Source organism: Gordonibacter sp. 28C, from assembly GCF_003339845.1.
In the GTDB taxonomy this organism is placed as follows: Bacteria; Actinomycetota; Coriobacteriia; order Coriobacteriales; family Eggerthellaceae; genus Gordonibacter.
On the sequence record NZ_PPTR01000001.1, the window covers coordinates 174,905 to 189,708 of the forward strand.

9 protein-coding genes are annotated in these 14,804 nt (G+C 59.0%); 6 read left to right on the forward strand and 3 right to left on the reverse strand.

Going from position 1 to position 14,804, the window contains the following annotated elements; translation table 11 throughout:
* Positions 1–86 precede the first annotated feature (86 nt).
* The gene (locus C1878_RS00780) at positions 87–1,112 is read right to left on the reverse strand and encodes a hypothetical protein (RefSeq protein WP_114599809.1); all 1,026 of its coding nucleotides are present in this window, start codon (positions 1,110–1,112) and stop codon (positions 87–89) included.
* 260 nt (positions 1,113–1,372) lie between these two features.
* On the opposite strand from C1878_RS00780, the gene menB reads away from it, so the two are divergent.
* From menB to C1878_RS00795, 3 genes are all read left to right on the forward strand, one after another.
* Entirely contained in the window at positions 1,373–2,212 is an 840-nt protein-coding gene (gene menB / locus C1878_RS00785) for a 1,4-dihydroxy-2-naphthoyl-CoA synthase (protein ID WP_114599810.1), read from the forward strand.
* A 57-nt stretch (positions 2,213–2,269) separates the two neighbouring features.
* Positions 2,270–5,083 carry an o-succinylbenzoate synthase gene (gene menC, locus C1878_RS00790; RefSeq protein WP_114599811.1) on the forward strand — a complete coding sequence of 938 codons (2,814 nt, stop codon included), beginning with the start codon at positions 2,270–2,272 and terminating at the stop codon, positions 5,081–5,083.
* A 101-nt stretch (positions 5,084–5,184) separates the two neighbouring features.
* The gene (locus C1878_RS00795) at positions 5,185–6,744 is read left to right on the forward strand and encodes a basic amino acid/polyamine antiporter (RefSeq protein ID WP_241963548.1); all 1,560 of its coding nucleotides are present in this window, start codon (positions 5,185–5,187) and stop codon (positions 6,742–6,744) included.
* A gap of 64 nt (positions 6,745–6,808) precedes the next feature.
* On the opposite strand, the gene C1878_RS00800 is transcribed toward C1878_RS00795, so the two are convergent.
* A complete protein-coding gene (locus C1878_RS00800) occupies positions 6,809–7,768 on the reverse strand; it encodes a hypothetical protein (RefSeq protein WP_114599812.1) in 960 nt (319 codons plus the stop codon).
* A 295-nt stretch (positions 7,769–8,063) separates the two neighbouring features.
* Between C1878_RS00800 and C1878_RS00805 the strand changes: the two genes are divergently transcribed.
* The 3 genes from C1878_RS00805 (at position 8,064) to C1878_RS00815 (ending at position 12,809) form a co-directional block, all read left to right on the forward strand.
* Complete coding sequence (locus tag C1878_RS00805; protein WP_158539643.1) at positions 8,064–10,463, forward strand: CaiB/BaiF CoA-transferase family protein; 2,400 nt, start codon at positions 8,064–8,066, stop codon at positions 10,461–10,463.
* A gap of 63 nt (positions 10,464–10,526) precedes the next feature.
* The gene (locus tag C1878_RS00810; protein ID WP_114599814.1) at positions 10,527–11,102 is read left to right on the forward strand and encodes a nitroreductase family protein; all 576 of its coding nucleotides are present in this window, start codon (positions 10,527–10,529) and stop codon (positions 11,100–11,102) included.
* A gap of 141 nt (positions 11,103–11,243) precedes the next feature.
* The gene (locus tag C1878_RS00815; protein ID WP_114599815.1) at positions 11,244–12,809 is read left to right on the forward strand and encodes a class I adenylate-forming enzyme family protein; all 1,566 of its coding nucleotides are present in this window, start codon (positions 11,244–11,246) and stop codon (positions 12,807–12,809) included.
* A gap of 525 nt (positions 12,810–13,334) precedes the next feature.
* Here the strand turns inward: C1878_RS00815 and C1878_RS00820 are convergent.
* Positions 13,335–14,753, reverse strand: coding sequence for an NAD(P)/FAD-dependent oxidoreductase (locus tag C1878_RS00820; RefSeq protein WP_114599816.1), 1,419 nt, complete (start codon positions 14,751–14,753; stop codon positions 13,335–13,337).
* Positions 14,754–14,804: the final 51 nt, after the last annotated feature.

Below are 14,804 nucleotides of genomic sequence, written 5' to 3' on the forward strand. Positions count from 1 at the left end.
CTTCCCAAGCTTTTTCCTCCAGGCGGCAGTGCAAAAAGCCGACCTTTCTCGCAAGATCGCAGCCTCTGCCTCTGACTGCGTGCCCACTAAGGTCGGGCGATGGAGAAGCGCGGCCGCTTGCGGGCCACGACGTCCCTGCATTGACGGTTCGCCCATGCAAGGAAGCGCAAGACGCGTTCGCGCTCGACAAATTTGAGCGTGAGCGCCGCCGGCGCGCGCCTCTGATGCACAAGTTCGGCGTATTCCGCGAGGGAGAACGCGGCAACCTCGAACCGACCCTCGAGGAACGCCGTCGCCGAGCAGCCGTATGCGACGTGCGCCGCTTCGCCCCGATCGCGACCGCGTTCGGGGCGCCTTCCCCGCGAAGCGATGCGGGGCGCGCAGGGCCGGATGGACGCATGGTTCGCTCCGCAGGCAAAGGCTCGGTCGATGTCTTGTTGCAGCCGCGCGACCGTTTGGGATCGGGCTCCGAACGCGAACGCTGCGGACACGGTTTCGAACGGCACGCTCCCTGCGGTTGCGAGCGCCCGCTCCAGCTCGCGCGCCGTCGAAGCGGAACCGGAACTTGCGTCGTAAATGCCGTTTGCCATGATAACGAGGTGGCGCACGCCCGCGCCGTGCAGCGCGCGCAGGTTGCGCTGCGTCGCGTCGGCAACCTGCAGCTCGAACCCGATGCCCTCGGCGATCTCGAAGTGCCGCTCGGCCGCTTGCACCAGCTCGACCAGGTTGCCGTCGAACAGCTGGGCGGTGCTTCCTCCGAAGTGGAGGGTGGTGATGCGCTTCTTCGTTGCGATTTCCGCACCGCGCGTGCGGAACGAGCCGCTTTCCAAGGTCGACCGCACTGAGAGGCTGATGGGGTTGCGCCAGGAGGTCGAGCCTACGGCCTCGATCTCGCGAACGAGCAGTTCGCGGCAAGCGGCCGCATCGCGTCGGTCCGACGAGGGGAGGCGCCGGTGCCGAGAGCGTTCGGGCGCCTCCTCGGGGACGTGGACGTACAGGCCCAGGTTCCCGACATCCGCATAGTCGAAATACGAACCGCGCTCCTGCGAGAAGCAGCGAAGCTTTATCGATCGGCCAAGGCAGGTACGCGTCAGCGTTGCAGTTGCATCCATCGTCGACCTCCTACGGTCGTCGCCCTGTCTTATATTATAGACTAATGTTACTAAATAAACAAGAGACTATAAAATGTTTCGAAAAGAAGGACGAACCGATCGGCAGCATCGCATTTTCGTTGACTGACCTCGTTTCTTTTCGGGAATATTCTGCGCCCGGTAGCTCTTGGCCGCGCGTCGCGGTAGTATATGCTCATCCTACCGAACATCTTCCATAGCAGGCGTGCTCGGACGTTCGGGCGCGCGATGAAAGGACGGCCATGGGCGAAACCGCGTGGCAGGCGGGCAAAGCGTATCGCGAGATCATGTACGAAACCAGCGACGGCATCGCCAAAATCACCATCAACCGACCCGAGCGACGCAACGCGTTCACGCCGCTCACGGTGAACGAGCTGTACGACGCGTTCACCGTCGCGCGCGACGACGCGGAGATCGGCGTCATCATCCTCACCGGCGCCAACCACGACGGTCAGCCCGAGGACCAGGCGTTCTGCTCCGGCGGCGACCAGAAGATCCGCGGCAACGGCGGCTACGTGGGCGAGGACAACATCCCGCGCCTCAACGTGCTGGATCTGCAGCGCCTCATCCGCGTGGTGCCCAAGCCCGTCATCGCCATGGTGAACGGCTACGCCATCGGCGGGGGCCACGTGCTGCACATCCTGTGCGACCTTTCCATCGCGGCCGAGACGGCCAAGTTCGGCCAGACGGGCCCGAAGGTGGGAAGCTTCGACGCCGGTTACGGCGCGGGCTACCTGGCGAACATCGTCGGCCAGAAGAAGGCGCGCGAGATCTGGTACCTCTGCCGCCAGTACACGGCCGCCGAGGCTCTGGACATGGGCTTGGTGAACAAGGTCGTGCCGTTCGGGCAGCTCGAGGCCGAGTGCGTGAGCTGGGCGCGCGACATGCTGCGGCTGTCGCCCACGGCGCTGCGCTTCATGAAGGCGTCGTTCAACGCCGCCACCGACGGCTTGGCGGGCATCCAGCAACTAGCCGGCGACGCGACGCTCTTGTACTACACCACCGACGAGGCGAAGGAGGGCCGCGACGCGTTCAAAGAGAAGCGTGCGCCCGACTTCACGCAGTTCCCGAAGTTCCCCTAAGGGTTAGATCGCGCGTTCGTTCGAACGGGCGCGCTGGAAGGCAGAAGCAGACAGGCGATGATCAGCGCATTCGAAAGCATGGTTCGCCGATACCCGCAAAGGACGTGCTTCACGTACGTGGACGAAGCGGGCGAGGAGGCGCCGTACTCGTACCGCGAGGTGCGCATGCTCGCGGCGGCGCTCGCCCGCCATCTGCAGGCGAGGGGCGTGCAGCGCGGGGACTGCATTGCGGTCGATCTGCCGAACTGCCCCCTGTACGTGCTGCTCATCCTGGCCGCAGCTTACGGCAGCTTCACCATCGTGGCTGTGAACAACCGACTTACCTCGAACGAGAAGCTCAGCCGGTTGCTGGAGCTGGAGCGTTGCCTGGGCGCGCGTATCGCCGTGCGCGTGGAGGAGCGGGACGCGCAAAGGCTGCTCGAACGTGCCGCCGCGCTGCTCGCGGGCGAGGACCGGTACGACGCCAACGCGGCCCACGCGGCGCGCCCGAGCTTCACCGCGCGGGCAGCGGCCGCAACGGCGGCGCCGCGCTCATCGCGCGGTCTGGGCCGAGTGACCTCCAATCGCGCGGCGCGCCGTCGGCGCGACGAGACGCAGCGACAGGACGCGCTCGAGGAGATCATCCATTTCGCCGAACGTTCCGCGCACGTGTTCGATGCGAAAACGCGGGCGCTGGTCATGTTCACGTCGGGCACGACGGGCAAGCCGAAGGCCGTGCCCCTTTCCTGGGACCAGCTCTGCCGCGCCGCCGAGGCGTCGAACGCCGCGCTCAACAGCCCGGGAGTTGGGATGTGGCAAGCGGCGCTGCCCTTGTACCATATCGGCGGGTTCCAGGTGATCGTGCGCAGCCTGCTGGGATGCGTGCCGTTCATACTCTATCGCCGCTTCGATGCGGCGCGCCTGCTTTCCGACGCGGCGCGCTCCCACGTCACCCACGTGTCGGTGGTCGACAAGATGCTGCAGGACCTGCTGAACGAGGACGATGCGGGCACGCTGAAGGACTATCGCTGCATCCTGCTGGGCGGGGCCGCGTCGAACCCGCACACGCTCGCGCGCGCCACGGCGGTCGGAGCCCGCGTGTACGCGAGCTACGGCATGACGGAGACGTCGAGCCAGATTGCCCACGCGCAGGTCACGGCATCGTTCGACGGCGGTCTGCGGCTGCTGCCAGGCTACGAGGTGCGCATCGTCGACCCCGACGCGCAGGGTTTCGGCCGCCTGGCCGTGAAGGGCCCCGGGGTGTTCGAGGGATACCTGAACGCGCGGGCGGCCTACACGGTGGACGGGTTCTTCCTTACGGGCGACACGGCGGCGCTCGGCGCGGGGCGGCTTTACGTGAAGGAGCGCACGGCCGACATGTTCGTGTCGGGCGGCGAGAACGTCTATCCGGCGGAGATCCGCGACAAGCTCGTGCGGGTGCCCGGCGTGGCCGAGGCCTATGTGTTCGGCGCCCCCGATGCCGTTTGGGGGCGCCGCCCCGTGGCGTTTGTCGAACGGGAGCGCGCCGCCGGGTCGCCCCGTTCGGCGATCGACACGCCGCAGCAGTTCGCCGCCACGGTGCGCGCCAGCTTGGGCACGCGCCTGTCCAAGCTCTACCAGCCCCGCTGCATCTGCGTGCTCGACGAGTTCCCGCGCACGGGCGTCGGGAAGATCGACCGCGCCGCGTTGCAGGCGCTTTACGAGCAGCGGATAGAGGTCGTGCGCGTGACGCTGTACCGCGTACGCCTGCCGTTCACGCGCCCGTTTAAAACGGCGAAGGGCTTCCTGCGCGATCGCGAGTCCGTCATCGTGGAGGTGGAGGACCACGCCGGGCGCGTGGGCTTGGGCGAGTGCGTCGCGTTCTCGACGGACTGGTACCTGCCCGAAACGCTCGACCAAGACGTGCATGCCATCGAAAGCGCGCTCGCGCCCCTGGTGCTGAGCGAGGTCTACCTGCATCCGTCCGAGGTCAGCGCCTCGTTCGCCTCGTGCGCCGAAGCCGCGTCGCTTCCGCTTGCGCAGGGCGCGCTCGAACCGGCGCTGTGGGACTTGTACGGCAAGATCGTGGGCAAACCGCTCTGGCAGCTCATAGGAGGAACGGCTTCGCGGGGTCCTGCGGCCGGACAGGCGTCCGTGTTCGCCGGCGCCGTGGTGGGCATGGGCACCGTGTCCGAGACGGTGGCCGCCGTTCATCGCAGCGTGGAGGCGGGGTACCGGCGCGTGAAGCTCAAGGTCGCCCCCGGAGGTTCGCTGGCCGCCGTGCAGGCGGTGCGCGCCGCCTATCCGCAGCTTATGATCACGCTGGATGCGAACCAGAGCTTTGCGGAACGCGATATGGACGAGCTTCGCGCGCTCGACGAGTGCGGAGCCGCTTGGATCGAGGAGCCGCTCGATCCGCATCGCCCGCCCGGCGTCGGACCGACCGACGTGTTCGACCGTCTTGCCCGTCTGCAGCGCAGCCTGAGCACTCCTATCTGCTTGGACGAGTCCATCGCCCGGCCGCACGACCTGGTCCGCGCGCTGCAACGCCCCGAACTTCGCTGCTACGCGCTCAAAATCGCCAAAATGGGCGGTGTTCAGCCGTCGCTCGACTTTCTGCGTCTTGCACGCTCGCGCGGTTTGGCCGTGTGGATGGGCGGCATGTACGACACCGGCGTGTCCAAGCGCCTGCACGCCGCGTTCGAAACGCTGGAGGGCATCGACGCTCCCGGCGACATCGGGGCCACGGCCCGCTACTTCTTCGTCGACGTCACCGACCCGCCGCACACGGCCGAGCGCGGCGTGGTCACGCTCAACCGCGCAGGCCATGCGCACGGTCTCGGCTGCGACCTCAACCGCGCCTCTCTGGCCGGCGTTCTGGTGGACCGCAGGGTCGTCGAACGGCAACGCTGACGCCCTCGTTAACGGCATTCAAAATATTGCATAACGCTCTGATGTAATGCAGGTCGGTGGGGTATCATGGTGCGGTCAACCCGACGAGGAACGGTGGTTTCATGAGCGCTTCCGCATCGCACCAATCCGCATCGACGGCCCAGGCGGCCCCTGCGGCCATGTCGGCCGCATCGGCGGAAGGCGGTCTTGTCGCCGAACCGGGCTCCGGTTCTCCGGACATTCCCCGCCCCCAGGGCGGTTTGGGCATCTTCCGCCTCGTCACCACCGTTATCACGCTCATCATCGGCGGCGGCGTGTTCACGCTGGCCGGCGACCAGGCGGCGGGCGGTGCCAGCGGAGCGGCCATTCTCACGGCATGGGGCATCTCGGCGGTGGGCGTGCTGTGCCTCGTGCTCACGTTTTTCGCGCTCACGCGCATCAAGCCGCAGCTCAAGGGCGGCATCTACAGCTACGCGAGCACCGGTTTCGGCGACTTTTTGGGCTTCAACAGCGCCTGGGGCTATTGGATCAGCGCCCTTCTGTGCACAGTGAGCTTCTCGGCGCTGCTGTTCGGCGCGCTGTCGTACTTCTTCCCTGTCTTCGGCGGGGGCAACAACCTTCCCTCCATCATCGGGGCCAGCTGCCTTATATGGTTCTACGTGTTCCTCGTGTCGCGCGGCATCAAGGAAGTCACCGGCGTCAACGCCGTCATCACCATCTCGAAGATCGTTCCCATCTTCGTGGCCATCACGGCCATCATCTTACTGCAGAAGTTCGACCTCGGCATTTTCATGGCGAACCTCACCACGGGCGCCGATCCCAGCCTGCCGTTCTGGGATCAGGTGAGCGGCACCATGATGGTCACCATCTGGGTGTTCGTGGGCATCGAGGGCGCGGTGGCCATTTCGGGCCGCGCGAAGAAGGAACGCGACGTGGGCAAGGCCACGGTCATCGCGTTCGTGTGCGTGCTCACCATCTACCTGCTGGTCAGCGTGCTGTCCATGGGCGTTATGCCGCTGTCCGAATTGTCTCAGCTGGGCAATCCGGCGCTGGCGGGCGTCATGGAGGCGGCCGTGGGACAGTGGGGGGCCGTCCTCATCAACTGCGGCGTGGTGCTGTCGCTGGTGGGCGCCATGCTGGGCTATACGGTGCTGTCGAGCGAATCGCCCTACGAGGCGGCCGAGCAGGGCGTGTTCATCAAGGCGTTCGCCAAGACGAACAAGAAGGGCGCGCCCATCGTCACGCTCGTGGTCACGAACATCATCATCGAGGCGTTCCTCGTTGTCATGCTGTTCTCGGACAGCACCTACCAGTTCTTCTACACCATCTCGGCCGGCATGATCTTGCTGCCGTACCTGCTGTCGGCGGCGTACTTCGCCAAGCTCACGTTCACGGAGCCGCAGGCGTTCAAGGGCAAGCTGGGCGGCAGTATCGCGCTCTGGCGCGTGTTCGGCATATTCGGCGTGGTCTACAGCTTCTTCCTGGCGTTCGCCAGCGGCGCGGTGGGGCTCACCATCATGTCGCTGCTGTACGCGCCGGGCATCCTCATGTACGTCAAGGGGAAGAAGGAGCGCAACGAGCCGTACCTTCGCAGCACGCTGGACAAGGTCGTCGTCGCCATCATTCTGATCGCCGCCGTGACGTCGATCGTGCTCATCGCAACCGGACAGGTCGTGCTGTAGGTCGCCGCTATTTCGATGCGCGTCCGCATCTAACTACGTGCGCACCTTCCTCTAGGAAAGACGTTCAGATTCCGTCGACTGATTTCTCTGCATACATCATCAATAGTTCGTACACCTTCAAGGAGCAATCAGCCGATATCGTTCCATTTTCGACGGTCGATGGGATGTCTTGCTTTACAAGCAGATCGTACAGAGTCGTCTGCTCGTTTCTCAGGGTGCGCATCAAATCTGTCCATATTGTATTTTGGGGGCCATGGTAATCGTAGAGCGTCTGATATTTTGCCGCATCCAATTCTAGACAGCACTCCCACATGTTGCGAACGATGTCGAAAGAAGCCCTCTTGTGAGATGCGCGTTCCCATAGCCTCTGCTTGAAAACCTTAGTGACGAGTGTTTCTTCAGAAAACTCCAACATAAACGGTGCCATGATATGATTTACGGGAAGCTCGTTAATTGCCATCTCGAGTCGGATCTTTTTGTCTTTTGTCAAGTCTCCAGACTGCATGAGATCGACTACGTTTTGAACACGTTGCATATTCTCCCGGATGTAGACATCATCTTTTGCCAATTTGCAGGGAGCCTCGATACCCCAGGGAACAGTGTGGTGCCGACCGCCGGCAATGCGGCTTGGTCTGCCGCTTGTGAATGTGACAAGGTTGTCGTAAACGAGTTTGCTTACTCCTACGAACAAGAAAAGGATGGTCTCTCCCCTGATGGGTTCATAGGAGTGGTGGGCGGGTACGATTTTAGTGAGAAAGCGGTCGATATTTTGCATGTCGTCGTATTTCCCATGATACAGGGAAGACTTGAACGCGCTGAACAGACGCCCCTGATCTGTTTGCCTCACTGCGATAACGCGGCCCTTTTGAAGGGGCTCGCAGCCTGTTAGGATGGACAGGTTATCAAGGCTGTTCGACAATGCATCAATATAGGCGTCCGTCCATAACCCTAATTCGACTTTGCCGGTTTTCAGTAATGCTGCCCTATCTATTGAGAAAGCTTTGCGCTGGTTCGAGCCGGACATGCCCTTCCTCTCCTGCGTTCTCTCGTTTGGCGGCGATGCCGCGATCAATCCAAAACAGGCCGCTCTTTCATTTGCGGATCATGCAAATTGCTTTTCGAGCTGCTCAGCCGTTAATGCTAAAAATTAACAATATCGAAAAAACCCTTCCTACGTCACCCAACAGATGACTTCTTTGTGGTAGGTACGGTTAGTAAGCCAGACTCTATACTTCAGTCAAATATCCATGCGTGGTCGTATTCATTTTCTTCGTGGTCGGTCTTAGTAATCGAGGGATTTTGACGAAAGGATGTGCGTTATGGAGTCAGCTCTGCAGGGGTTACGGGCAATCGAGTTCGGCGAAGGTGAGGGATTGGCGCTTGCGGGTCGGTATCTTGCCGAGCTGGGGGTCGAGGTCATTAAGGTCGAGGGCCCAAAAGGGGACGGTCTTCGCCGCATCCCCCCTGTTCTTAAGCCATCGAAAGACGGAGAGGTTGGCACGAGCTATCTTTTCGAGATGCTCAACGTGGGGAAACGCAGCATCACCCTGGATGTCCGCAAAATGGAAGACAACGATAAGCTTATCAAGCTCATCGAATCTGCCGACTTCTTCATCGAGGCCCACCAGCGACTCGATACTGTCGTTGAACTTGGGTTGGACTACCCGACCATCTCCGAGATGTGCCCCGAACTGATCTACACGTCTATAAGCGGTTTCGGCGTGAACAGCGCTTACGCGAACAAACCTTGGAGCGATATCGCCATCCAAGCGCGCGGAGGGTCGATGTACATGATGGGGTACGAGAGCGATCCTCCAACAAAATCGGGTGCCTCCTATTCCGAATACGTGCTTGCGCTCGATGCGGCTCTGGGTAGCGTGATGGCATACTATAGTCGCCTCGATTCCGGGGAGGGACAGTTAGTCGAAGTGTCCGCAATGGATTCGTTCGATTTTACCAATGGGAATACCTGGCAGTGGATGCTGGCGAAGGGCACGCGACCTCTGCGCAGCGGCACGTCGCATCCCACCTCGACGCCCTACGGTGTGTTTCCGACTAAGGATGGCTACATTGCCACGGGGGTTTCAGGCAATCCCCAGTGGGCTCTCATGTGCAAATGCATGAATCGCGAGGACTTGATCGACGATCCTCGAACCGCAGAGGTCTACGATCGTATTAACAATTACCAAGACTTCACAAATCAGCAAGTTATTGACTGGATGGCTGACAAGACCAACGAAGAGCTGGTCCCGATGCTGACGGAGTACAAGCTTGCCGCTGGTTCGGTCAACTATATCGATCAGGTCGTCAACGATGAGCAGCTTATCGGGCGGGGTATGATTACGAAATTCGCGACCGACGAAGGGGAGGTGTACCTGCCCGGATCCATGTTCTCGCTGTCCGAGACGCCCGGTGTGGTGAGGGGGCCTGCCCCGAAATTCGCAGAAGCCAAGGCAGAGGACTTCTTCGGCAATCATGTTCCGGTAGTTCCCGCGGAAAAGCATCCAAAGCGTCCTGGCGAGGGTCCTTTGTCGGGGCTCAACGTTCTGAACTTCGGCCGCTACCTGGCCGCGCCTTTGCTCGGTGTGTACTTGGCCGCTTACGGGGCCAACGTGGTGAAGGTCGAGCCTCCTGCGGGCGACGCTATCACGCTTCAGCCTCCGTATGTCGAAGGCGGAACACGAAATTATATTTTCCACCTCTTGGATGCAGGCATGGGATGCATGTCTTTGAACCTTGCCCACGAAGATGCTCAGCAAATTGTCCATGATTTGGTGAAGAGCACGTTCGACGTTGTCATTGAGAACAACTCCACATCCGTTATGACGAAGTACCACTGCACGTACCGTGAGTTGAAGGAAGAGAATCCCGCTTTGATCTACGCTTCTCTATCCGGCTATGGGCAAACCGGTCCGAAGTCGCATCTACTCGCCATGGACCAGCAAGTTCAGTGCGAGTCCGGCCTTCTAAGCTTGAGTGGGTGGGAGAAGGGGAAGTTTACGAGAACAGCTGATTCGTTCTCTGACACGGTCACTCCTCGCGTAGCGATGATCGGGATACTTTCGGCGCTTTGCTATCGTCGCAAGACCGGTAAAGGTCAGTACATGGACGCGGCAATGCAAGACGTGGATACGTTCTTGACGTATTCCGCTTGGCCCGCGTGGTTCACCGAAGGGAAGGTGCTGAGCCATTATGGGAACACCTACCCGTTCGCGGTTGCTTACAACGGATATCATGCGTTGGACGATATGGTCGTTATCGGTGTCATGAGCGACGATCAATGGCTTGCTCTTCTTGATGTCATGGGGCCGGCTGCTGACGGTCTTCGCGCGGTCATCGAGAAGCCGTCGGATCGCTTTGCTCATCGCGAAATGATTGACGATGCCATCGGTTCATGGGTTGCAGATAAAAAGGCCCAGGACGTTGCCGATTTGTGCGATGAACACGGCGTTCCTGCCGCAGTTCCCGTGGATTTGGTTGCGCACCTCAATGATGAGGCATTTGCGGATAGGGAGATGCACCTCGAGTTTATTCATCCGATTCCCGGCCTGGGCCCTGTCTATACATTGAATACTCCGGTCAAGCTATCTAAAACTCCCGGTCGCGTGAAGAAGCCCGCTCCTGAGCTCGGGGAGGATACCGGGAAGATACTAATTGGCATGATGGGCAAATCCCAAGAAGAGTTCAGTCGTCTTCGAAACGAGAACGCAGTGCTTTAAGGTCGGCCTCGGCGGGGCGCGTAGCGCGCGCATGCGCGCCCCGTTAATGAATGGGAGGGTGAAATGGAGCTGCTGCAGGTTCTAAAAAGCAGGAGAAGCGTAAGGAAGTACAAGTCCGATCCTATTCCGATGGATCAGCTGCACGAGATTATGAGCGCGGCGGTTAGCGCTCCGTCTGCGAAGAATCTTCAACCTTGGTATTTCGTGGTTCTGACTGACGGCGAAGAAATGAATGAGGCTTCCCGAATAATGCAGGGATGTTCTGCAACGATGAAACGGGAGCTCGCTGAAAGATTTGTAAACAATCCGGAAATCGTAGATGAAACGATGACGTTTTTGAGTGCGTTCGGAGGAGCTCCCTGCTTGGTTCTTGTCTTTGCATATTCGGCAGAGTACCGAAAAGATTGGGAATGGGATGTAATCCAGAGTGCTGCCGCAGCATGCGAAAACTTGATCTTGGCTGCCTGGGACAAGGGAATAGGTTCGTGTTGGATGACTGCTCCTTTGCGCGTTTCGGCTGAAATGGAGCATGCTTTCGCTCCCGATCACGGGTTCATGATATCAGCCATCACTTTGGGTTATCCGGAGGAAGCCTCTCGGGATGTTCGAAGAAAAGATGGGCGTGTCACGTTCAGGTAAACGAAAGGCTTGATCCTGCTTTTTAAAGCAGAGGCGTCCATTCAGGCAAGATGAATCTTGGCTTGTGTGGACGCCTTTTATTTGGATTGCGCTGGCCTTGTTTGTTGAGCGCTCAATCAGTTGCGATAAGAGGAGGGGAAAATGTATGCAGGCAAAGACTACTTGAGTCTTTTAAACTATTGGTCGGGTCTCACCCCAAATGCAGAAGCGGTGTTCGATGGTGCGGATAGGCGATTGTCGTATGGCGAGCTATGTCATGAAACGGAAGTACTGCAGACTTTTCTCGTCGATAAAGGCCTTCGAAAAGGCGACAATGTTCTGGTTGTTCTAGGGAACACGGTTGATTTTGTTTCTCTGTTTTTTGCGGTTACTCGGATAGGGGCGGTGTTCATTGCCTGCGATACGGCGATAGAGCCGGAGCTTGTCAAATCGAGAGCTGGGTTTTCGTGTCCCAAAATTGCGGTATTCTCGGAAGCAAATGAGTTGTGCAGAGCCGAAGAGTTCAAAAGCGTATCGGCAACCTTGGTCTTTTCCAAGGAGGGGAGCGAGCCGGTTACTGAAAACACGTTCTTCTTGGAAGATGTTCTTGCTGTTGGGAAAATTGATGCCAGCAGCGTGAGTTGCTGCGAATACGACGCTACGAAAGATCCTGTCCTCATTGCCTTCACATCCGGTTCTACGGGAAATCCCAAGGGCGCGATGTTGACAGCCGAGAACATCTTCCGGGCTGCACGGAATATCGGCTATCGAATGCATGTGAGCTCAGAGGATGTGTTCGTCGTGCCGCTTCCGGTTACACATATGTTCGGGCTTGTCGTAGGCATGTTGTTGCCCTTGTTATTCGGGGCGCGCATCGTCTTGCCTAAACGATATAGTCCTTCTCTAATTTTGCAGCTTATAGAAAAAGAGCATGCTACGGTGATCTACGGTGTGCCGACAATGTTTATTTACGAACTCGATGTTCAAAAGGAAAAGAAAGCGGATATTTCGTCATTGAAGACAGGCATGGTCGCGGGAGCTTTCTGCCCTGAGAATCTCATGATTCGCATTGGCGATGAAATGGGTATCGATGTTTTAGTCGGATACGGTTCAACCGAAGCTGTTTCGATAAGCACTACGTTGCCTGAAGACGATCTGCGAAGTCGTACGTGCACGGTTGGACGGGTGTTCGATGGAAACAAGGTACGTGTCGTAGATGCCAACAACAATCCTGTGCCGCTTGGAGAGAGCGGAGAGTTGGCGTACAAAGGTTATGGCACCATGCTCGGCTACTACCGCATGCCAGAAGAGACGGATCTCGTAATCGATTCAGAGGGTTGGCTTCATATGGGCGATCTGGCTTCCCTGGACGAGCGAGGATATATCACGATACACGGTCGCATAAAAGACTTGATCATTCGAGGAGGCAACAATATTGACCCTCGGGATCTGCAGAAGATTTATTTAGATCGGGCCGATGTCAAAGATGTTTGCGTTGTCGGATATGGCAATGAGAAGTTCGGCGAGGCGATTTGCGTCTACGTTGTTCTCGAGGATCATGTTGAATCGGATTCCGAAGAGCTTCGCGAATATGCGCGAGGTAAGGTTCCTAAATTCGCAGTTCCCGATAAAGTCGTCGTACTTGAAAAAATCCCCGAACTGCCAAGCGGCAAGCACGATATCGTTTCGCTGCGCCAGTCTCTCGAAGCGGAGCAAGCGAATTCGTGACCGGTGGGTATGGGTGGGGCAAAGGCATCGGCAGCCGTTCGACTGTTGATGCCTTTGCGTGCCAAAAGCGCACGCTATAGCATACATGTTCCTCGTGTCCGTTCAGCTTGACCGGATCGACGGACATGGTTCAATTCATGCATGGTCAGGCACCAGACGGTCTTGGTTGCCTCCATTTTTTGCGGCCGCATCCATTAATCCAAAACCGCATAAGCCTGTTCGGACCGTGCAGCGTCGGATCGGCATCAGGCGCTGTGCAGGGGCATGTCGATTTGGCTTAACGGCAGATGGCTGCATCGCTGTCGAGCTTCTCATCCGACGAAACCGCAGTGCTGGTTGTCGACCCTGCCGCGGGTCGACACGGGCGAAGCGTGATGCTTGCGCATCCGCTTTGCGCACGGCAGGCTTTTATTCCAAACCCCTATAAAACAAGGGCGAGGTCGATTTGACCTCGCCCTGTTCAAGTTGCTTTGTTGTAGCCGCTTGAGTAGTTGCCAGCTTGTCAGACCTTGGCGGGATTGCAGCTTAGTCTTCGGGAACGACCCAGAGGCCAAGATCCTTGCCGGTGATGCGCTGCGATGCGAGAATGGCCGAAGAGGCGGCGGAGTCCATGCCTACGCCCCAACCGCGCACGGTGTCGCCGGCGAAGTAAAGGTTGCGGACGAAAGGAGCTTCAACATCGATACGCTGGTTCCAGGCGTTGCCCGGGAACTTCAGCGTGCAATCGGTGCGGGCGATCAGGCCGCCACCGCTCCAGACAATGTCCTCTTCCTTGAAATCGGGGAACATGGTGTAGATCTCTTTCCAAAGATTCGCCTTCTCCTTCTCGAAGATGGAAGGACGCTGACGCAGGAACGAAACATAGGAGCGAGGAGTAACGGGACCGTACTGCCACAGATGCAGTCCATGGCGGGCTTCCTCGGGATACCAGTTCGTCGGACACGCGAGCCAACGGAGATAGCTCGGTGCGGCGGCCATAGTGGTCTCGGTGCCGTCGAGCAGCACAGAGGTCTTGTACTCGTTGAGAGGCTTCTTGCAGACGCAGGTAATGCCGAAGCTGGCACTGGGGGCATCCTGAAGATGGTCCTCAAGGAAGTGCAGGCGCTCAACGAACCAACGCGGGAACACCTCGCTGTTGACAAGACGAAGAACTTCCCAAACGGGGAGCGTGTCGACGACGATGTCGGCGTCGATGTCGAGGATTCCGTTCGCATTGCTTGCAATGATGCCGCAGGCGACATCCTTTTTAATTTTGATCTCCTGCACGGAAGTCTTCAGGAAAATGTCGCCGCCCTTTTCCTGGATGAATTTGCCAAGCGTGCGATGGATCTCGTTGAGAGAGCCGTTCTTCGGATAGACGGACCATTCGCCCACGCGCAGAGCATCGCCGGCGGTACGCAGCGCTTCGCCGGCCGAGATGTTCGAAAGATGCTCCTCGGTCAGGGGAATGTTCGCAAGGATCCCCAGCCAATCCTTAACGGCCTGGCTCTGAGTGCGCTTGTTGACCCAATCATGCCAGCTGGTAAGGTCGTAGGCTTCGCAGTCGCTAAACTTGGTCGCCTTGATCTCTTCGAGGATCTTCATGAGCTCCGGACGGTCGGCTTCGGGGATATAGCCAAAGCTTGCGTAATCCTCGATTTTGCTCGGAGCGTCATAGATCGTGCCGTCGCGATAAATGGCGAAGTTGGGGGAAAGGGTGATCATGGGACACGCTTCGGACAGGCCCAGCGCGTCAAGGACGCGAACGAGGCTGCCCCCGTTGGTAACCCCGTGGAAACCGAACTCGGTTTCAATGTCCATAATGGGGATGGCAACGGCTGCGCCGCCAAGACCCTTCATCTTCTCGACGAGGGCGACCTTGTAGCCCTCGTTTGCGAGGAGTGCGGCGGAAACCAACCCGCCAAGGCCTGCGCCGATAACTACTGCATCGTACTTTTCTGCCATTATAAGCTCCTTTCGATACTTACCCAGTGCTTCATTTGCTTACGCGATGGT